This window comes from Rothia gullae (genome assembly GCF_024294905.1).
In the GTDB taxonomy this organism is placed as follows: Bacteria; Actinomycetota; Actinomycetes; order Actinomycetales; family Micrococcaceae; genus Rothia.
On record NZ_JANCOC010000003.1, the window covers coordinates 93,732 to 112,811 of the forward strand.

Genomic DNA, 19,080 nt, shown 5'->3' on the forward strand with positions numbered 1-19,080 from the left:
AAACGCATTTTTGGGCACAGAAATACCCTTGCGTTTTAGAGCGCTACCTACCTAGAGTACTAGGTTTACCCCTATTTTCACCATTCGAGAGCGGCTTTTCAGGAGTTTTTCGCTGAATTTCCGCTTTTCTCACGGGTATATCGAGGATATCTCGGGGCGAAAACGGGGATTCGGTAGCCCTAACGGCGCTTCTTCTTCGACTTCTTCGAGCCCTTAGCGCGGCCATGAGACAGCACCGAACCAGAAGAAGCTACAGCAGCATCATGCGTGCTCTCCTCAGCCGAGGAGGCGGTCTCCACCGATTCCTCAGCCGATTCCTGCGCGGGATCAGAAGCCTCAGCGGGTTCTTCAAACGGCTCTTCTACCGAAACCTCTTCAACGGCGTTTTCCTCAGCCGCCTCTTCCTCAGCTATCTCTTCTTCAGCCGCCGTGTGCAACCCCTTCAGACGCTCAGCACGCTCAGCCTCGGCACGAGCCAGTGCCTCCTCAACAATGACGGGCTGGGGCTCAGGCTGGGATTCGGGCTTCGTTTCAGCCTTCAGAGCCTGCTCCTTCACAGCCTGATCCTTCTCAGGGCTCTCCTGCGCTTCGTCATGCTCAGGTTCGTACACATCCACACCGAAGAAACGCTTCATCTTCGAGAAGATGCCGCGGCGTTCCTGCACCGGCTCCTCATGCGGAAGCTTCTCGTAGGTATCGTGAATGGTCGCAGCCGCTTCAAGACGGGTAGGCTCAGCAGGTTCAGTAGCGGGCGCCTCCTGGCGTGCAGGGGCACGCAGAACCTTCTCAGCCGGCTCAGGCTCCGCAGGCGCCGCGGCAATCACAACAGTCGCAGGACGGGCGGTAGCGGCAGGCGTAGTCAGCACCTTACTGCGATCCACCGGCTTAATGATGGTCGCACGCACCGGAGAAATAATCTGACCGCTACGACGACGCGGAGCCGCCGTGGAGGCGCGCAGAACCTTCGCGGGGCCCTCAGCTTCTTCCTGCGTGTACGCGGCAGGAACGCTCTGTAGCTGACCGCTGGGAGTCTGGGAACTAAGCGTCTGGGAATTGAGGGCCTGAGAGCTGAGAGTCTGGGATGCTGACGACTGGACAGCAGATACCGGAGCCGCAGAAGCAGCGGGGGTTGCCTGCGCTACCGGGGTGCTGCGGCGCGGGGTGGCGAAGCTCAGCGGCACATCCGGGCTCACCGAATGAGCGGCAGGCTGAGCGGCAGCTACGGAAGCCGCAGTAGGTGCGGGCTGAGACGCAGCGGGAATGGAACGTTCCATCTTGTCAGAAGCAGAAACATTCGCACCAGTTGTAGTCTCAGCAGAGGTATCAGCCAGCTCGGAGGGAATATCAGACGCCGTCTCCTCAACGGGGGCAGCCTCAACGGGGGCAGCCTCGGATTCAGGCTGCTCATACTCCACGTCAGCAGACTGCGCAGGAACCGGAGCAGGCTCAGCAGGTGCCGCAACAGGAGCATCCGCGGCAGGAAGTGCCCCCACATCAGCGAAGGACAGGTCATCCTGCATCAAATCGTCAAAGTCATCAGCTTCAAAGTCATCAGCTTCAAAGTCATCAGCGGCAAACTCATCCACATCAACCGGCGCAAACTCAGAAGCAATCGGCTCACCCGGCAGACCATTCGCAGAGGTTGCCGCCTGCTCCAGGTCAATACCGGCATCAGAATACATGCCGCGCAGCTGACCAATCACCATGGCACGCGCAGTCGCGGCGTCACCGGCCTTCAGCGCCTCCGCAATAGCGCGACTCTCAGCACGCAGACGCTCCACAGCGCTACTCCACAGCGGCATGCGACTGACCAGCGACAGCATCGACTCAAAGCTAGGCTGACGCACCGATGCAAGCAGACCCACCAGCAGCTCGTTACCACCGCAACGCATCACCTGGTGGTGGAACGTCAACAGAAGCTCCAGGAAGTCACGAATCGACAGATCGAGATCTTCCATCTGCTCCAGGACCTCGTCCATCTCCGCGAAGGAGGCGGTCTTCGGGTCGATACGCGCAATCGCCCAGCTTTCCAGCAGAATACGAGTCTGCACCAGGTCACGAGTCGGATAACGCGAGCTGGACATGTGCAGACGCAGAGCAGTGCTGGCGGCAGCGGCAGGCTCATCGCTCAGGTGCACCAGCATTTCCTTGCCGCGACCGTTGTACAGCTGCACTAGATCCATATCTTCCAGGGTGCGCAGAGCCTCGCGGGTGCGGAAACGGCCCACACCAATAGCGCGCGCAATCTCGCTATCGCTGGGCAGATCCTGACCCAGCTGAATATTGCCTTCGAACAGTTCGTTCTCGAGCCAGCGCAGAATTTTACGATGAATAGCCACGTGAATGCATCTTTCGGTCAAAAAGTGAGTGAGAGTGTGTATTTTATACAGAGTTATGCCGGAGGTTGAACGGCAGAGAGTCAGGGGGGCCTTAGCGGCGGCGGCCACGCAGGAAGCCGAAGAGACCACCACGGTGGGCGTCCTTCGCCTCGGTGCTGGTCATCTCAGGGCTGGGGCGGTACACCGAATCGTAAGCGGGCATGGTCTGATACTCGGTCTCCTCAGAGGAAGTCTCAGACGTACCTTCAGCCTTGTCAGGCTCTTCTACAGCGGCCTTCTCGGGGGCAGATTCTTCAAATGCAGGCTTCTCAGCAACTACGGTTTCTTCACACGGGGGCTTCTCCTCAGCCTTTTCTGCAGGCTGTTCGTTGACAGTCTTCTCAGCCACCGCGAGCTCCTCAGCAGCAGGAGCTTCCGGGGTCACAGCAATAGGCTGGATCGAATCACCCACAACCGCAACCGGGTCAATACCGTAAGACACCGCAGCCGCAGACTGAGCGATTACCACCGGCTTTTCCTCTACGACAGGCTTCGCCTCAGCAGGTACCGCCGGGGTAGCGGGCTGAGCGGGGGTTGCCGACGCCGCGGGGGTCACCCCAGCATCGCAGCCGTACGATGCGGGTGTGAAGGGGCGCATCGGGGTGCTATCCGCTGCCTCTTCCTGCGAGGTGGACTCAACAGCGGTCTTCTCGATAGTCGATTCGGAGGCGGCGCTTTCAGCAGCATGCTCCGCCGGGCGCGAGTAGATGCGTACACTCGGGGTCAGGTACTGGGCGCGTGCGCGCTGAATGCGAGCCTGTTCGATTTCCTCAGCGGAGGGAGCCTCAACGGTAAGAGTCTCAGAGTCGGTCGCCTCGGTCTTTTCAGCGGTTGCACTCTTCTCGGATGCAGCAGGTGCAGTTACAGTCGGAGCCACTGCAGCGGGTGCAAGCTTCTGAGCGGGCTCTTCGACTTCTGGGTTCTGGGCGTTCTTCTCAGAGGTCTTCTCGACCGGCTTCTCCGCAGCCTTCTCGACTACATTCTCAGTTACCATCTTTTCAGCCGTCGCCTTATCCGAGGCAGATGCAGTCACGCCACCGGGCAGTAGTGCCACGGGTACATGCGCCTCATTGGACTGGCGCATAATCTGAACGGTCTCGTTGATCCACTCGGTCACGGTGGCGAATACATCCGGTTTCAGGGAGTAGAGGCGACGCTGCCCCTTCACGGTCACGGAGACCACATCTGCATCACGAAGGACTTTCAGGTGCTTCGAAATGGTTGGCTGGCTCATGCCCAGCTTTTCAACCACAGCACCCACCGTGTGGGTTTGCTCAGCGAGAATACGCACAATTCGGCGGCGAGTCGGATCCGCGATGACAGAAAAAACATCAGAATGCATATAGCGATTATGACATATAAAGTGACCCTTCAAGCTTAGAATGAGGCTGATACGAAAATTACCTTCAAAAATTCTGAAAGAAGCCTGAACACTAACTCAAGATGAAGCATTGAAGGGTATAAAAGCATGAAGTGTCCATCACACATGGCGCGGAGTTTATGTATCTCATCCCTGGCATATGACCACCCTTAACCCTCCTCAATACTTATATAACAAATACAGAATATATAGTTTTCGTGGCTCCACCCACAAAACCAACAATGCTTCTTCTCAAAGCCCACATATTTAGCTCCAAGCCACCGCAACTACAACCCCCTCCGCACACATTAGGCGCGATACACTAGAAGGCGTCAAAATAGGCACATATCCGCCGCCCAAAACACCAACCCAAGACACCCACTGAAGGAGGCGCATGGGACACATCATCCGCCGTACCCGGCGCCGACACCACCACCCCCAGGGCCAGCTCAACCGCCGCTGGGATACCCTCAGCGGTGTCACCTCCGAACCACAAAATCACCAGGTCCACCGTAGCCGACGCGACCGTCTCAAGGCCGAAAACCTGAGCATTCTCACCAGCGTGCCCGGCATTAAGCTCGACCGCATGCCCGCCCTGCGCGACCACACCCACGAGAGCCCTGATGCTCAACACAAACACAATCCGCTAGAGCTCAACCGGAAAACCCTCGAACGCTTCCGCGACTTCATCGACTCCTCCGTTCTGGCGTCACCCTCACGCACCGCAATCAGCGTCTTCATCCTGGTCATCGCTTTCTTCACTATCATGCTGTCCCTGCCGATTTCTTCGGCAGACGGACAGCGAATCGCGCTACACCATGCCGTCTTTACCTCTACCAGCGCGGTGACCGTGACCGGTCTGACCACCGTCTCCACGGCGGGTCAGTGGTCTACGTTTGGTCAGGCGATGATTCTTCTCGCCTGCCAGGTGGGTGGCCTGGGTACGCTGACCATCACCTCACTGTTGGCGCTGGCTATCGGCCGCAAAATGGGTCTGCGCACCAAACTCATTACGCAGGAAGACCTGAACATCAGCAGGCTCGGCGAGGTCGGTGGCATCGTCAAGGCCGTGGCGTACGCGTCCTTCTCGGTTGAAGCGCTCATCGCCCTGCTTCTCACCCCTCGCTTCCTTGCGCTCGGTGAAGCACCGCACGAGGCACTCTGGCACGGCATCTTCTACGCCGTTTCCGCCTTCAACAACGCCGGATTCACCCCTCACTCCGACGGCATCGTACCCTACGGTCACGATCTGTTCATCCTCGGCCCCATCTGCGCCGCCGTGTTCCTGGGCTCACTAGGCTTCCCCGTATTTATTGCGATTCAGCGCAACCCGTTCCACCCCTCCCGCTGGCAGCTGACCGCAAAGCTGACCGTGGTCACCACGACCTTCTTCTTCGGTTTTGGCGCGTTCTTCTGGGGTCTTTTCGAGTGGAATAACCCCGCAACCATCGGTTCCTATTCCTTAGGCGATAAGATTCTGAACGCCATCTTTGCCTCCGTAATGATGCGTTCAGGCGGTTTCAACCTAGTCGACATGGATACCATCACGCCCGTCTCCACCCTCCTCACCGACGGGCTCATGTTCATCGGTGGCGGCTCCGGCTCGACCGCGGGCGGCGTGAAGGTCACCACCATCGCCGTGATTACCCTGTCCATCCTCGCTGAGGCGCGAGGCGACCAGAAGGTCGTCGCGTTCAACCGCACGATCCCCGAGTCGTCCCTACGCATTGCTATCTCGGTGCTTGTTATGAGCGCTACCATGGTGTGTATCGGCGCGGCGACCCTGGTCATGATTAGCGGCGCAGACCTCAAGGAAGTTATGTTCGAGGTCATCTCCGCCTTCGGCACCTGCGGCCTGTCCAGCGGGCTCTCCTCAAGCCTGCCACCTGCAGGCGTGTACGTGCTCAGCGTGCTCATGCTCATCGGCCGTATCGGCACGACCACCGCCGCAACCGGCCTGGCAATGCGTTCACGCCGCCGCCTCTACAAGTTCCCCGAAGAAAGGCCCACCATTGGCTAGTGCACATAACGCCCCCGTCCTTGTGATTGGTTTGGGTCGCTTCGGTGCTGCTGTTGCCGCGCAGCTGCGCGTACAGAACAAAGAGGTTCTCGCCATCGAAAAGGACCCCGAACTGGTGCAGAAGTGGTCCGGCGTGCTGACCCACGTGGTCTCCGCCGATGCGACCGATATCGACACCCTGCACCAGTTGGGTGCGGACGAGTTCGGCTCCGCCGTGGTGGGTGTGGGCACCTCCGTGGAGGCATCCGTGCTGATTACCGCGAACCTCGTAGACATTGGTGTGGAGCGTATCTGGGCGAAGGCTATCACCCCCGCACACGGCAAGATTCTGGAGCGTATTGGCGCGCACCACGTGGTCTACCCGGAGGCGGATGCCGGCCGCCGCGCCGCGCACCTCGTCTCGGGTCGACTGCTGGACTACATTGAGTTTGATGACGACTTCGCGATTGCGAAGATGCGCCCGCCCAAGGAAACCTACGGCTTTACCCTCGCCGAGTCGGATATTCGCTCCAAGTACGGTGTGTCTGTGGTCGGTATTAAGTCCCCCGGTGAGGACTTCACCTACGCGGACGCGACCACCCGCATTCATTCGCGTGACATTCTGATTGTGTCCGGTCAGGTGGACCTGATTGAGCGTTTCGCAGCGCGGCCCTAAGCGCAGTTTTCCTCGCTGCCTTGAGCAACCCGCGCTTGAGTAGCCCGCGATTAGACATAGAAAAACAGCCTCTTCCCGTTCTGCCGGGAGGAGGCTGTTTTTCTGTATTTTTACCTAGTCAGAGGGACGCTACCGGGCGGTATTAGCCCCGCTGATTAGTCCCCGCTGGTTAGTCCTCGTCAGCGGTGTACAGCTGGCTCATTTCCGCCGAACGTGCCGCACAGGCGCGCATCGCGTCCTCGGTCAGCTGGAAGAGGCCACCGTCCACGAAGGTGTTCAGCGCACGCTCGGTGGTGCCGTTCGGGCTGGTCACGGCGCGGCGCAGGGCGGGCGCATCCGGGTTGGTGTCGAGCAGGAAGCCCGCACCGGCAACGGTTGCGCTGGCAAGCTTGAGGGCGGTGTCTGCGTCCAGGCCGAGCTTCTCACCGGCGGTTGCCATCGCCTCCGCAAGCAGGAACGCGTATGCCGGGCCGGAACCGGAGACGGCGGTGACCGCATCCATCTGGTCTTCGCGGACCTCAACAACCAGACCAACGGTGCCCAGGACCTCTTCGACGAGCTTCTTCTGCTCGTCCTTCACGGTGTCGGTAGCGGAGATGGCGAGCACGCCCTTGCCCACGGAGGAGGGGGTGTTCGGCATGCAGCGAACAATGGGCTGACCTGCGGGAAGGCACTCGGCGAGGGTTTCGAGGGTCACGCCAGCAGCAACGGACACCACAACAGCATTAGGCGCGAGGGCGGGTGCGATATCGCGGGCGAGCTCGACGATGCCGTAGGGCTTCACGCCGAGCAGCACGACGTCTGCGTGGGCGGTTGCCTTGTGGTTGCCGTCAGCTTCGCCGCCGGTGGTGATGATTTCTACCTTGTCGCCGAGGCGCTGGGCGAGGGCGGCGCGAGATTCTTCGCTACGCACGGTGGCGCGGATGTGGGCGGGGTCGTGGCCTGCAGCGAGCAGACCTGCGGCGATGGAACCGTTCATGGAGCCGGTGCCGAGAAAAGCAATAGTTGCGGTCATCGTTGATCCTTCCTAATGGGGTGCCTGCGCCGGGTGCCAGCAGGCGTGCCGCCGGTGTGTTCCGGGGGCTACTGTTCGGTGCGCGGCGGGCGCGTGGAGGTGTACCCTTCCAGCATAGCGGGTGTGGCTACGGGCATGTGACCTGGCTCGTGTTTCTCCCGCGTTTTCTGGGCGGCGGCTTCACCTCATGCTCCGCAACCCAATGCGCAGGGCTCCGCTTCTCACGTTCTGGCATGCCAGGGAGGGCGTAATTCTGCGGGCGTAGAATGAAAACAGCTTCACCCGCGGCAGTTTGTGCCGGGCATGAAGCCTCCAACACCGCACAGCACGCAACACACAAACCCCTTTTTCTATGTCTTCTCATACTGGTTCTTCCTCGAATTCTTCCCCGAATAGCCCGCAGAACCCTGCGGGTTTCCGTTCTTTTTCATTTCGCCTCCTGCTGGGGCTGACCCTTGCCGCGCTAGTCACGGGCGTGTTCAGCGGCTTGGGCGCGATTGCTCTGCATTATGTTCTGGATTTTATGCAGGAGCTAACTTTCGGTCAGGCTGAGGGGCACCACCCGATGGTGACTGACGGTGCCGATCCGGTGCGTCGTGCCCTGGTTTTGGCGGCGCTGGGCCCGTTTGTGGCGCTGGTCTGGTATTACCTGCAGTCCGGTGGGCGGCGTGTGGTCGGCGTGAAGTCGCAGATTGCCGGTGCTACCGAGGAGGCCCGTACCCCGTCGCTGTGGCGGCAGATCGCCCATTCGGTGATTCAGATTGTTGCGGTGGGTGCGGGCTCTCCTGTGGGTAAGGAGGTTGCGCCTCGTGAGCTGGGTGCTTTGGCGGCTGGCCGTACCTCGAATCTGCTGGAGCGTCTTGGTTTTGTGGGCGCTGATGGTGCCCCGCTGTTGGGTGTTCGTGAGCGTAGTCTGCTGGTGGCGGCGGGTGCGGCGTCTGGTTTGGCGGCGGTGTATCAGGTGCCAATTGGTGGCGTGGTGTACCTTGTGGAGGTGATGGCTGTTGGTCTGAGCTTGCGGTCGCTGTATGTGGGTGCGGTGACGGTGTGGACGGCGACGGTCACGGCGAATCTGGTGATTGTCAATGAACCGACGTACCCGGTGCCGCAGCTTCCGTTAGATGCGACGACGCTGACGGTGGCAGCGCTGACAGGTATGGTGTTGACTCCGTTGGCGTTGGGTTTTAGGGCGTTGTCGCAGCGTGCGGAGAAGTTGAAGGCGAAGGATCGTTCTCTTCTGTGGCGTATTCCTGTGGCGTTTGCGCTGGTCGCGGTGGTTTCGCTGTGGCTTCCGGAGATTCTGGGTAATGGTCGTCTGCTGACTCAGCACACGTTTAATGTGTCGTTGGATGCGGCGGCGGGCGGTTTGACCGCGGCGGCGGCTGTGTATGTGTTGGCGTTGGCTGTTGCGAAGGCTGCCGTGGTGGTGTTGAGTCTGCGTTTCGGTTCTTATGGCGGTACGTTGACGCCGGGTTTGGCGTTGGGTGCGGCGGCTGCGTTTTGTGTGGCTGCACTGGTGCTGTGGGCGTTCCCTGCTTTGTGCGGGGTGCCTGGTGGCGCGTCTATGGTGTTGTATGCGGCGGCGTTGACGGGTACGGCGGCGTTTTTGGGTGTGTCGATGAATGCTCCGCTGTCTGCGTTGACGTTGTTGATTGGGTTTACGGGTCAGGGTGCAAGTGCGTGGCTGCCGATGGCGGTTGCGGTGGGTACGGCGGTGCTGACCCGCTGGGCGTGGACGCGACTATTCGGCGCCAAGAAGTAGATTTCAGAAATAGGGGCGGCCCCGGATGCGTGTGTGTCCGAGGCTGCCTGCTTTTTAGACCGAGGTTTTCGATAGGTTAGTGCCTTCGCCGCGAGTCTTTAACCCGCAGTGAAGACACTAACCTATCGACGAAAAGGCATAACCCATAACCGGCTCCCGCCCACCTGGCACAGCCGGAGATTCGGTCATGGGTTAAGGATTTCTGTCATAGGTTAGTGTCTTTGGTCGTAGTTAAAAACCATGGTCGAAGACGCTAAACCGTGGCACAAATTCTGGAGGGGTCATAGCCCCCTAGCGAGAAGCCACATGTGTTTCCAGAAGCCACTTATGATGTGGCTGTTCGAAACACATGTGGCTTCTCGCTATTCAGCGAATCACATACTTATGAAATTTAAGAAACCTACAATATCATCAATACTATAAGAATTTCAAAATCATTCAAGGCTAGGGCATTCAAATAATATCAAATCTGATTTGAAAATTTTACAAATAAAGTCAGTCTTTAGCATCAGACCCAGATTCATATTCAGAATATATTTCACCACTATTTTTCACCAGGCAATATATGTATGCAACCAATACATAATCTACACTACCTTCGGGAAAGCTCCCCCCATCACCCCTTATGAGCATTTTCATCTCATTCGAATAATTATCAGAAATGAAGCTTTCAATAGCTAGAGCGAGACTCTTTCGAATCGTGTTATTTACATAATAAGTAATAAGACAAGCAATAATCAAACTAATCACAAAAAACACAAAGATTGCTAATCCACTATGAGATTCCCAGAAGATTTCTTGCCCCTCAATCAACTGAGATATCTCCACGACAAAAGCTTCGATTACATCAATAGATATCTGAGAAACTAGCACCCACACCGTTACACCCTCAAATATCCTAAAAAAGTAAAACCTAAAAAATTCAAAGATTTTTTGCTTACCCTTCCTAATATTAAGTACATTAAACTCATATATCTCCTTAAATAAGTAGGTTGCAGAACTGAGGCCAGCACATACGCAGAGAATGACAAGCAACGTAACAAAAAATATGAATATAAAACCGTGCTCCCTCGGCATAGTTTGCGCAAAGAGAAGCGAAGCCAACCAGGGTACAGTAATCTTTACCCATTCAACACCAGAAAAATAAATCCAAAAGGCGCCTTTGATGTCGAACCCAGTGTAACCCCTATTTCGAGAAACTATACGGTTAAATTCATAGACCGCTTCTCCACCAGACCTGGAAACGTCCAGCTTATTCACACTGACCCCTTGATTTACAAAGCCTAATTCACGCTTGCTACCTACACGTTCTTGATCAATAATTCTATAAGCCAACTCAACAGATGCACCTTGAAGCTCAGAAACATTTTTAACTCTCTGCAAAATTGATGCATACTTTATCAAAATATCATTTTCGTTATACGTTAACATCAAAGAAGATGACAGGGTAAACCATGCAAAAAATATTAATGTCCACAAAGGAATATCAGCATATCTTTCAAGTTTTATATCCGGTGGAACAACTTGCTTTCCCCAACCTGGACCATTAGCCCAATCACCAAAAAATTCAGGCGCGTAAGATACCCCTTGGAAATACCCAGCCAGAAGACCATGCCAAAAAACAATTACAAATACAGCAAAAACAATATAGCCCACAATTCTAGCAAACTGCCTATATGCTGCACGTCGGGCTTCACCATTAATACCGCCCGCACCATCCGCAAACTTCCCAACACTAACAAAAAGGCTCAGAAGCAAACTCGCAATTGATGTAATAATACCAATCCTCAAATCGAAAATATAATATGGGGAATTGAAAAATGCCCGAATTAATGCCCATAAAACACTATCTACCTTTTCCGGCGATTTAATGATAGTAGGAAGATTAACAATAAATGGAGAAAAATATATAATGGAAAATCCCAGAAATACTCGAAATGGAATTCTCAAAACATTCCCCCAGAATATTTTCTTTCGTTTCTCCTCATGGTTTTCTCCCCATATTTTATTTACTTTATCGATATTATAAGAAGCATTAACTTTGTCGATTATTTCTTGCTTTTTCATCGGTGATCGTTCCTTTCCTACATCGTTGTCAGCGGGTTATTTTCGTTATATGTGTTGACCCCGCAGGCCGGTGCCCATTACGCACCAGCCTGCGGGGTTCATCATCATGTTCTACTCACCCAGGAGGGTCTTCGGGTTGACCGGAGTACCCGTACCCTCCGCCAGGTGCTCAATACGCTTCAAGATCAGGCCCTCACGCAGCGCCCACGGGCACACGCGCATCGTCTCAACCCCGAACGCCTCCATCGCCGCCTCCGCAGCGATAGCGCCCGCCAGTATCTGCTCCGCACGCGCCTTCGAAACACCCGGCAAATCGCTACGCTCAGACACCGTCATCGCCTCCATGCGACGAGTCCACAGGCGCAAATCCTGCAAATGCATCTCACGCTTCACATGCGGGCCCGCCGAATACGGTGCCGCACCACAAATACGCGCCAACGAACGGAACGTCTTCGACGTACCCACCGTCATATCCGGCGCACCATAACGCAACAGATTCTCCGCCACCGGGGCAATCTGCTCACGCACATACTTACGCAGACGCTTCACCTGCTTCGGGCTCGGCGGTTGCTCATCAAAAAACTCACGCGTCAAACGGCCCGCACCCAACGGCACGCTCATCGCCGCATCCGGCAACGCATTCGTACCCGTCGAGAACTCAAACGAACCGCCACCAATATCAAAATCAAGGATGCGGCCCGCACCCCAGCCCTGCCAGCGGCGCACCGCAAAGTACGTAATCGCCGCCTCCTGATCACCCGAAATACCGTTCAGGCTCACGCCGGTCTGCTCACGCACCTGATGCAACACCGCCGCACCATTACCCGCCTCACGGATAGCGCTCGTGGAGAACGCCAGCAGGTCCTCCGCCTCATTCTCGATCGCGAAGTCGCGGGCGCTGGTCACGAAGCGGGTCAGCGCGTCTGCGCCCTCCTGCGAGATATTGCCCTCAGCGTCGAGGTACTGCACGAGCTGCAACGGAATCTTGTGCGATGCGTACGGTTCGGGGCGCGCTCCAGGGCGGCCGTCAATCAGTAGCAGGTGGACCGTATTCGACCCGACATCCAGAACTCCCAGGCGCACGATGCGCTCCCCTCCCCCACCGCCCGGCGGGATATCGTCTGCGTGCGGTACCGCAGGTGCGGCGCCTCTTCCAGTCTGTCAGAGGCGCGGCTCACTCCGCAAACAATCCGGGCGGATGCCCAGCATCAGCACAGCGCAAGCCTAAGAAACACAGCGCAAGCCTAAGAAACACAGCGCGGGCACAAAAATGTGCCGGACATGTACTCTTCCGGGTATGCAAAGCCCGAGCACGCAAAAGGCGCAGGAGGCGCCCCACCCCGCTAAGGGGTTCGGGACGCGTCCTGCGCCTTCAGGTAGAAGAGCTACTCGGCGGTCTTCTTCGCCGCGGTCTTACGAGTGGTCGTCTTCTTCGCGGTAGTAGTAGACTTCGCAGTCGTCTTCTTAGCCGTAGTCTTCTTAGCAGTGCTAGTTTTCTTAGCCGTAGTGGTCTTCTTCGCGGCGGTCTTACGCTTGACCGGGCCCTTCGCACGCTTGTCAGCAAGCAGCTGCACCGCACGCTCGTGGGTCAGCGACTCGACCGACTCCGCACGCGGAACCGTAATGTTCGTAATGCCGTCGGTAATGTACGGGCCAAAGCGGCCGTCCTTCACCACAATCTTCTTCTCACTGACCGGGTCCACGCCCAGCTCAGCCAGCGGAGGCTTAGCCGCCGCACGACCGCGCTGCTTCGGCTGGGAGTAAATCTCCAGCGCCTGCTCCAGCATAATCGTGAAAATCTCGTCCTCGCTGCCAATCGAGCGGGAGTCCGTGCCCTTCTTCAGGTACGGGCCAAAGCGGCCGTTCTGCACGGTAATCTCCACGCCCTCAGCGTCGGTACCGAGCACGCGCGGCAGGCTCATCAGCTGCAGCGCCTGTTCCAGGGTCACGGTCGCCAGGTCCATGGACTTGAACAGGGACGCGGTGCGCGGCTTGGCGGGCTTGGGCTTCTTCTTCGGCTTGGGCTTGCCGTTCTTGTAGTATTCGGTCGGCTGCGCGTCCAGGTACGCCTGAATCTGCTCCTCGGTCATCTCTTCGATGACTTCGGTGACGTAGGGGCCGTAGCGGCCGTCGCGTGCCACGATCTGGTTGCCGGAGACCGGGTCCACGCCGAGCACGCGGCCGTCGGATTTACCCTGTTCGAGCAGTTCGCGTGCCTTCGCTTCGGTCAGTTCGTCCGGTGCCAGGTCGGCGGGTACGTTCGCGCGGATCGGTTCGGTCAGTTCGCCGGTTTCGGTGTCAAGGGTGCCTTGGGCTTCCAGGTAGGGGCCGAACTTGCCCACACGCAGCACAATGCCGTCCGCGATCGGGATGGAGTTGATGCTGCGGGCATCAATCTCGCCGAGGTTGTCGACGATGGGCTTCAGACCGCGCTTGGAGCCGCCTCCGAAGTAGAACTCACCCAGCCATTCGACGCGGGATTCTTCGCCGCGTGCGATGCGGTCGAGGTCTTCTTCCATCTGCGCGGTGAACTCGTAGTTCACGTAGGGGCCGAAGCTGGATTCGAGCAGGCGCACCACGGAGAACGCGATCCAGGACGGGATCAACGAACCAGAACGAACGTTCACGTATCCGCGGTCCATGATGGTCGAAATAACCGCCGCGTAGGTGGACGGGCGGCCAATGCCCAGCTCGTCCAGGGTCTTCACTAGGGAGGCCTCGGTGTAGCGCGGAGGCGGCAGGGTCTCGTGGCCGGCGGGTTCAATCGCCTCGGCGGTCAGTGCCTCGCCGGTGGTCAGGTTCGGCAGGCGCTTCTCAGCGTCCTTCGCCTCACGCTCAGCCACGCGGGATGCGTCAACGCCCTCCTCGTAGGCGGCGAGGAAGCCGCGGAAGGTGATGACGGTACCGGATGCAGCGAACTCGGCGTCCTGGCCGTTAGATGCCACGGCGCCCAGGCGCACGGAGGCGGTGGAACCGGTCGCGTCAGCCATCTGGGAGGCGACGGTACGCTTCCAGATTAGCTCGTAGAGGCGGAACTCATCGTTGGACAGGGAGCCGCGCACAGCGTCCGGGGTGCGGAAGGTGTCACCGGCGGGGCGGATTGCTTCGTGGGCTTCCTGCGCGTTCTTGCTCTTGGAGGTGTACACGCGCGGTGCGGAGGGCACGAATTCTGCGCCGTACAGCTCGGATGCCTGGCGGCGTGCGGCGGAGATTGCCTGCTCGCTCAGTGCCACCGAGTCGGTACGCATGTAGGTGATGTAACCGTTTTCGTAGAGGCGCTGCGCCACCTGCATGGTCACGCGGGAGGAGAAACGCAGCTTACGTGCGGCTTCCTGCTGCAGGGTGGAGGTGGTGAACGGCGCTGCGGGGCGGCGCTTGTACGGCTTGGTCTCAACGGAGCGTACGGAGAACGCGGCGGACTGCAGGGCTGCGGCGAGCGCGCGGGCGGCTTCCTCGTTCAGGTGGGTGACCTTGGAGGTGTTGAGGGTGCCGTTGTCGGCGAAGTCCTTGCCGGTGGCGATGCGGTTGCCGTCTACGGCGACCAGCTTGGCGTCGAAGCCTTCGGAGGCTGCGGTCAGGAAGCGTCCGGTCAGGTCCCAGTAGTTGGCGGCGACGAATGCCATGCGTTCGCGTTCGCGTTCGACGACGAGGCGGGTTGCGACGGACTGCACGCGGCCTGCGGAGAGGCCGCGGCCAACCTTGCGCCAGAGTACAGGGGAAATTTCGTAACCGTAGATGCGGTCGAGGATGCGGCGGGTTTCCTGCGCGTCGACCAGGTGCAGGTCGATGTCACGCAGTTCGCCGAAGGCACGCTGAATGGCTTCCCGGGTGATTTCGGGGAAGGTCATGCGGTAGACGGGTACCTTGGGCTTGAGGACTTCCTTCAGGTGCCATGCGATGGCTTCACCTTCGCGGTCACCATCGGTTGCCAGGTAGAGCGCGTCTACTTCTTTGAGCTTGCGCTTGAGTTCGGCGACCTTTTTCTTTTTGTCGGGGTTGACCACGTAGTAGGGGTCGAAGTTCTCTTCAACGTTGACAGCGAACTTGCCGACGGGGCTCTTTTTGAGGTTTTCGGGTAGTTCGGAGGGCTGCGGAAGGTCGCGGATATGGCCCATGGACGAGTCGACAAGGTAGTCCTCGCCGAGGTAGCTGCTAATGGTTTTGACCTTGGAGGGAGACTCCACAATCAGCAGGGCTTTTCCGGTCTTTGCCTGAGCGGGCACGGCACTCCTCTATCTGTATGTTGAAAAGCTACGTATTCAACCATAACCTACGCTGGCGCTTGTGGGCGCCGGCGGGTTGTGGTGTACGTGAGGTGAGGTGATTGGTAGGGGTGTAGTTTATGTTGGGTTGATGTGGTGCGCTCGGTGCGTTTCATGCGGCGAGCACGCGGGGGACCGGCGCGAGGCGAGCTGGCCCGGTTCTGGTTGATGAGGACCGGGTTTGTTGAGCTTGCGTGAGTGCGCAGGGTACTCGGTACATCATACGGTACCGGAGCGGTGGTATGTGTACAGGGGTGTGTGTACAGGGCGGGTGTGCGGAACTCATGCAGGGTATAGCACTGGGATGCACCGCACCCGCTCACCTGCGTTTCTAGCTGGTGAGGGTATCCGAGTTGGGGTGGGTGCCGTCCAGGTATGCGGGTAGCAGCGGGTATTCGCGGCCGTACACGGTCTGCGGCGCGATGCGCACCCACTGCATTTCGTGGGTTTCGGAGTCGGGCAGGTCGAAGGTACGCACGATCTGCGGGGTCATTTCCGGCGGTAGCCAGTGGGCGATACCGACCACGATGACGGAGCGGATGCCATCTTCGAGGGTTTCGTCAATTTCGAAGGCGACGCGGCGGCTGACCACCACGGAGGAGAACTTGTTGCCGCGGGTGGTGCGGATGTAGATTTCCTGCTTGTCGTCTTGGCTGGCGACGGCGTAGAGCACGGGCAGCACATCGACGTGCTGTCCGTCAGTGAGGATGAGGCGGCCGAGAGTGTTTGCGTGCAGACGCTCCCAGCACTTGTCGACGCTGATACTTTCATCGGGGTACAGGTTACTCATGGTTTCAGTGTATGCGATGGGGTGGGCGCTCTTGCGCAGATGACAATTTTGGTCAGTGGGTGGGTCGGAGCTGTGTCATTGCGCTGCCATCTATATGCGGTGGGCGCGCCCGGGCAGATGCGGCGGGTGCGTAGAATGGTGTGCATGACTATTTCTGCCGCCTCTTTCGCTCCCGAGTACGCCGCCGTTGCAGATGCTCCCCGCAGCGATAATTACGCCCGCCTGACCCGCATCCGTGAACGCCTGCTGGCGTTGAACTACAGCTATGACGCTGTGCAGGAGCTGCTCGGTGTTGAGGCAGCTGAGGCGATGGCTCGCGACCAGGTGGTTCCGGGCTTGTGGCGTGTGGAGCATATTCTGTGCGGCGATTACAGCGCGGGTGAGAAAAACCTGGCGCGTCTGCTGGCGTTTTTCCTGCTGGCTCGCCCGCTCACTGAGGCTGAGGCAGCCGAGGTTTTCGGCAATGCCCTGGTTGACTTCGAGGATGCCGCGCTGATTGAGCGCGATGCCGCGGATTCTGCCCGCTGGTCCGCGAGCGTTGATTTGCGCCCGCACGCCGCCGATGACGGCACCGAAATCTTTGTTGCCGCCGACCTGGGCGCGCATCAGCGCCCCGGCGTGCTCCGTAAGGATCACGTGCTCGGCATTGGTCATGCCTCACTGACTCTGGCGCAGATTACCGAACGCACCCCCGTCAAGCGTGCCCTGGATGTGGGCACCGGCTGCGGTATTCAGACCTTCCACCTGCTCGCCCACGCTGAGCACGTGACCGCCACCGATATTTCGGAGCGTGCCCTGGCGTTCACCCGTTTTAACCTGCTGCTGAACGCGCAGGCACTCAATATTGATCCGCAGAACCCGCAGGCGCGCGTGAGCCTGCGTGAGGGTTCCCTGCTGGAGCCGGTTGCCGGTGAGCTTTTTGACCTGGTGGTGTCGAACCCGCCGTTCGTGATTACCCCGCGTGTTGCCGGTGAGAGCGCCGAGGAGCAGTTCACCTACCGCGACGGCGGCCTGCCCGGTGACGAAATTGTGAGCGCGATGGTGCGTCAGCTGCCGTCGGTGCTGGTGCCCGGTGGCCGCGCGCAGATGCTGGGCAACTGGGAAATTATTCGCGATTCTGCAGGCCCGGAAGCACTGAGCCCGTGGGATGAGCGTCCGCGTGCATGGGTTGCCGACGGCGGCGCGGAGGCGTGGTTTATTCAGCGTGAGGCGCTGACCCCCGCCTCCTACGCGGAGACCTGGTTGAAGGATGCGAGTGAGAACCGCGACCGCAGCCACTACGAGCAGACCTACGTGGCGTACCTGAACGACTTCGCTTCCCGGAACGTTCATTCTATTGGTTTCGGCATGATTTGGCTGCGCCGCCCGACAGTGGCGACCGCGGCAGGCATGACTGAACCCCTGCAGCGTTTCGAGGAGATCACCTACCCGATTCAGCATCCCATCGCCCGCGCCCTCACCGAGTCCGTGCGCCGCTATGACCGCCTCGCCGCCATGGACGATGAGGCGCTCCTTACCGCGCATCTGGAGGTCGCCGAGGACGTCACCGAGGAACGCCACGGCCGCCCCGGTGCCGAGCACCCCAGCGTCATTTTGTTGCGTGCAGGTTCGGGTCTGTGCCGCACCCAGTTGCTCTCCACTGAGACGGCGGGCTTTGCCTCGGCGAGCGATGGTGAGCTTGCCGTGGGTCAGATTGTGGCGGCTCTTGCCATGCTACTGTCATGGCCTGAATACGACGAGGCTGCCGCCGCGGCACGCGGTACGCAGGAGCAGCATCCGCGCGACACTCTGCTGCACGCGGTGCGTGAGCTGGTGCTCAAGAGCTTCCTGCACTTTAGCGACGAGCACGCGGGCGCAGAATCGGCTGGCGAAAATGCCGCTGAGGTATATGCGGCAGAAGTGCAGGGCTAGGCGTGCGTATTTGGTCCCTTCACCCCTGTCTGCTCGATCGGCGCGCCCTGGTCGCTTGTTGGCGTGAAACCCTGCTGGCGCAGAAGGTTCTGCGGGGTCTGACTCGCGGGTACACGAACCATCCGCAGCTGATTCGTTTTCGCGCGCATCCCCAGCCGCTAGAGGCGGTTGCCGCCTACCTGTCCGGACTGGCGGATGAGGCGGATGCCCGCGGCTACTCGTTCAACCGCGCACTGATTGGTGCGGGCGAACACGGTGCGGGCGAGAACGGTGCCGACAAGACAGAAAGCCCGTACGCTTCGGTCGCACTGATTCCCGTTCCTTTGGGTCAGTTGGAGTACGAGCTTGCCTTTCTGCAGCACAAGGTGGCGGGGCGCGACCCCGAGTGGGAGCACCGGTTGAACAAGCGCCTGGCGGCGCGCGGCGAGCTGGCGGCGTGTGCGCATCCGCTGTTTGAGGTGGTTCCGGGCGCTATTGAGCCCTGGGAAAAGACGAAGGACTTTTAGACAGAAGGATTTCTAAGAAGGTGAGCATAGTAATGCCCCGGCGGAACCCTTGCGGGTGCCGGCCGGGGCATCGCTGTATGTGTGGCTCAAGCTGTATGGAAACAAGCATCTCAGCGCATTACAGAGCGCTGGAAACAGCTTGGCACGGGGTCTACCTCAGGGTCTTTACCCCAGGACCTTCACCTCAGAGTCTTTACTTGGTGGTCAGCGCGGGCTTAATCTCCTTCACGATTGCGTCAAGCATCTTCAGGTTGAAGTCCACACCCAGCTGCAGTCGACCCGCCGCAATGAGATCGGCCATGGCGGCAAGTTCAGCCATGTAGAGCGGGTTTTCGTAGCGCATATCTGGGTTGC

General features: G+C 58.8%; 12 protein-coding genes and 1 pseudogene. 5 read left to right on the forward strand and 8 right to left on the reverse strand.

The features are described from left to right. Positions 1-179: 179 nt before the first annotated feature. Positions 180-2,339, reverse strand: a complete 2,160-nt coding sequence (locus NML54_RS03085; protein ID WP_254755856.1) for a FadR/GntR family transcriptional regulator — start codon at positions 2,337-2,339, stop codon at positions 180-182. Positions 2,340-2,430: 91 nt separating this feature from the next. After that, positions 2,431-3,720, reverse strand: a complete 1,290-nt coding sequence (locus NML54_RS03090) for an ArsR/SmtB family transcription factor (protein ID WP_254755857.1) — start codon at positions 3,718-3,720, stop codon at positions 2,431-2,433. Positions 3,721-4,132: 412 nt separating this feature from the next. Between NML54_RS03090 and NML54_RS03095 the strand changes: the two genes are divergently transcribed. Both NML54_RS03095 and NML54_RS03100 read left to right on the forward strand, forming a co-directional pair. Next, complete coding sequence (locus NML54_RS03095) at positions 4,133-5,758, forward strand: TrkH family potassium uptake protein (RefSeq protein ID WP_254755858.1); 1,626 nt, start codon at positions 4,133-4,135, stop codon at positions 5,756-5,758. Continuing rightward, the gene (locus NML54_RS03100) at positions 5,751-6,413 is read left to right on the forward strand and encodes a potassium channel family protein (RefSeq protein WP_254755859.1); all 663 of its coding nucleotides are present in this window, start codon (positions 5,751-5,753) and stop codon (positions 6,411-6,413) included. Before NML54_RS03095 ends, NML54_RS03100 begins: the two co-directional genes overlap by 8 nt. Positions 6,414-6,582: 169 nt before the next feature. Here NML54_RS03100 and proC read toward each other — a convergent pair whose 3' ends face one another. Continuing rightward, positions 6,583-7,428, reverse strand: a complete 846-nt coding sequence (proC, locus tag NML54_RS03105; RefSeq protein ID WP_254755860.1) for a pyrroline-5-carboxylate reductase — start codon at positions 7,426-7,428, stop codon at positions 6,583-6,585. Positions 7,429-7,780: 352 nt separating this feature from the next. On the opposite strand from proC, the gene NML54_RS03110 reads away from it, so the two are divergent. Then, positions 7,781-9,190 carry a chloride channel protein gene (locus tag NML54_RS03110; RefSeq protein ID WP_254755861.1) on the forward strand — a complete coding sequence of 470 codons (1,410 nt, stop codon included), beginning with the start codon at positions 7,781-7,783 and terminating at the stop codon, positions 9,188-9,190. Between the two features lie 495 nt (positions 9,191-9,685). Here NML54_RS03110 and NML54_RS03115 read toward each other — a convergent pair whose 3' ends face one another. The 4 genes from NML54_RS03115 to NML54_RS03130 form a co-directional block, all read right to left on the reverse strand. Next, positions 9,686-11,257, reverse strand: a complete 1,572-nt coding sequence (locus NML54_RS03115; RefSeq protein WP_254755862.1) for a hypothetical protein — start codon at positions 11,255-11,257, stop codon at positions 9,686-9,688. A gap of 111 nt (positions 11,258-11,368) precedes the next feature. Beyond that, on the reverse strand, positions 11,369-12,340 hold the full coding sequence (locus NML54_RS03120; protein ID WP_254755863.1) for a Ppx/GppA family phosphatase: 972 nt from the start codon (positions 12,338-12,340) through the stop codon (positions 11,369-11,371). Positions 12,341-12,642: 302 nt separating this feature from the next. Next, the gene (gene topA / locus NML54_RS03125; protein ID WP_254755864.1) at positions 12,643-15,480 is read right to left on the reverse strand and encodes a type I DNA topoisomerase; all 2,838 of its coding nucleotides are present in this window, start codon (positions 15,478-15,480) and stop codon (positions 12,643-12,645) included. A gap of 370 nt (positions 15,481-15,850) precedes the next feature. Beyond that, positions 15,851-16,309 (reverse strand): pyridoxamine 5'-phosphate oxidase family protein, encoded by a 459-nt coding sequence (locus NML54_RS03130; RefSeq protein WP_005508281.1) that lies wholly within the window; start codon positions 16,307-16,309, stop codon positions 15,851-15,853. 144 nt (positions 16,310-16,453) lie between these two features. Between NML54_RS03130 and NML54_RS03135 the strand changes: the two genes are divergently transcribed. Beyond that, entirely contained in the window at positions 16,454-18,220 is a 1,767-nt protein-coding gene (locus tag NML54_RS03135) for a DUF7059 domain-containing protein (protein WP_254755865.1), read from the forward strand. A 2-nt stretch (positions 18,221-18,222) separates the two neighbouring features. Next, positions 18,223-18,726, forward strand: a complete 504-nt coding sequence (locus NML54_RS03140; protein ID WP_254755866.1) for a pyrimidine dimer DNA glycosylase/endonuclease V — start codon at positions 18,223-18,225, stop codon at positions 18,724-18,726. A 259-nt stretch (positions 18,727-18,985) separates the two neighbouring features. Here the strand turns inward: NML54_RS03140 and NML54_RS08970 are convergent. Continuing rightward, positions 18,986-19,072, reverse strand: a pseudogene (locus tag NML54_RS08970) (luciferase); the annotation flags it as partial. Positions 19,073-19,080: the final 8 nt, after the last annotated feature.

Coding starts and splice junctions, on each gene's coding strand:
- NML54_RS03095 (WP_254755858.1), top strand. CDS start 4,133: ATGGGACACATCATCCGCCGTACCCGGCGCCGACACCACCACCCCCAG.
- proC (WP_254755860.1), bottom strand. CDS start 7,428: ATGACCGCAACTATTGCTTTTCTCGGCACCGGCTCCATGAACGGTTCC.
- NML54_RS03135 (WP_254755865.1), top strand. CDS start 16,454: ATGACTATTTCTGCCGCCTCTTTCGCTCCCGAGTACGCCGCCGTTGCA.
- NML54_RS03130 (WP_005508281.1), bottom strand. CDS start 16,309: ATGAGTAACCTGTACCCCGATGAAAGTATCAGCGTCGACAAGTGCTGG.
- NML54_RS03110 (WP_254755861.1), top strand. CDS start 7,781: ATGTCTTCTCATACTGGTTCTTCCTCGAATTCTTCCCCGAATAGCCCG.
- NML54_RS03090 (WP_254755857.1), bottom strand. CDS start 3,720: ATGCATTCTGATGTTTTTTCTGTCATCGCGGATCCGACTCGCCGCCGA.
- NML54_RS03115 (WP_254755862.1), bottom strand. CDS start 11,257: ATGAAAAAGCAAGAAATAATCGACAAAGTTAATGCTTCTTATAATATC.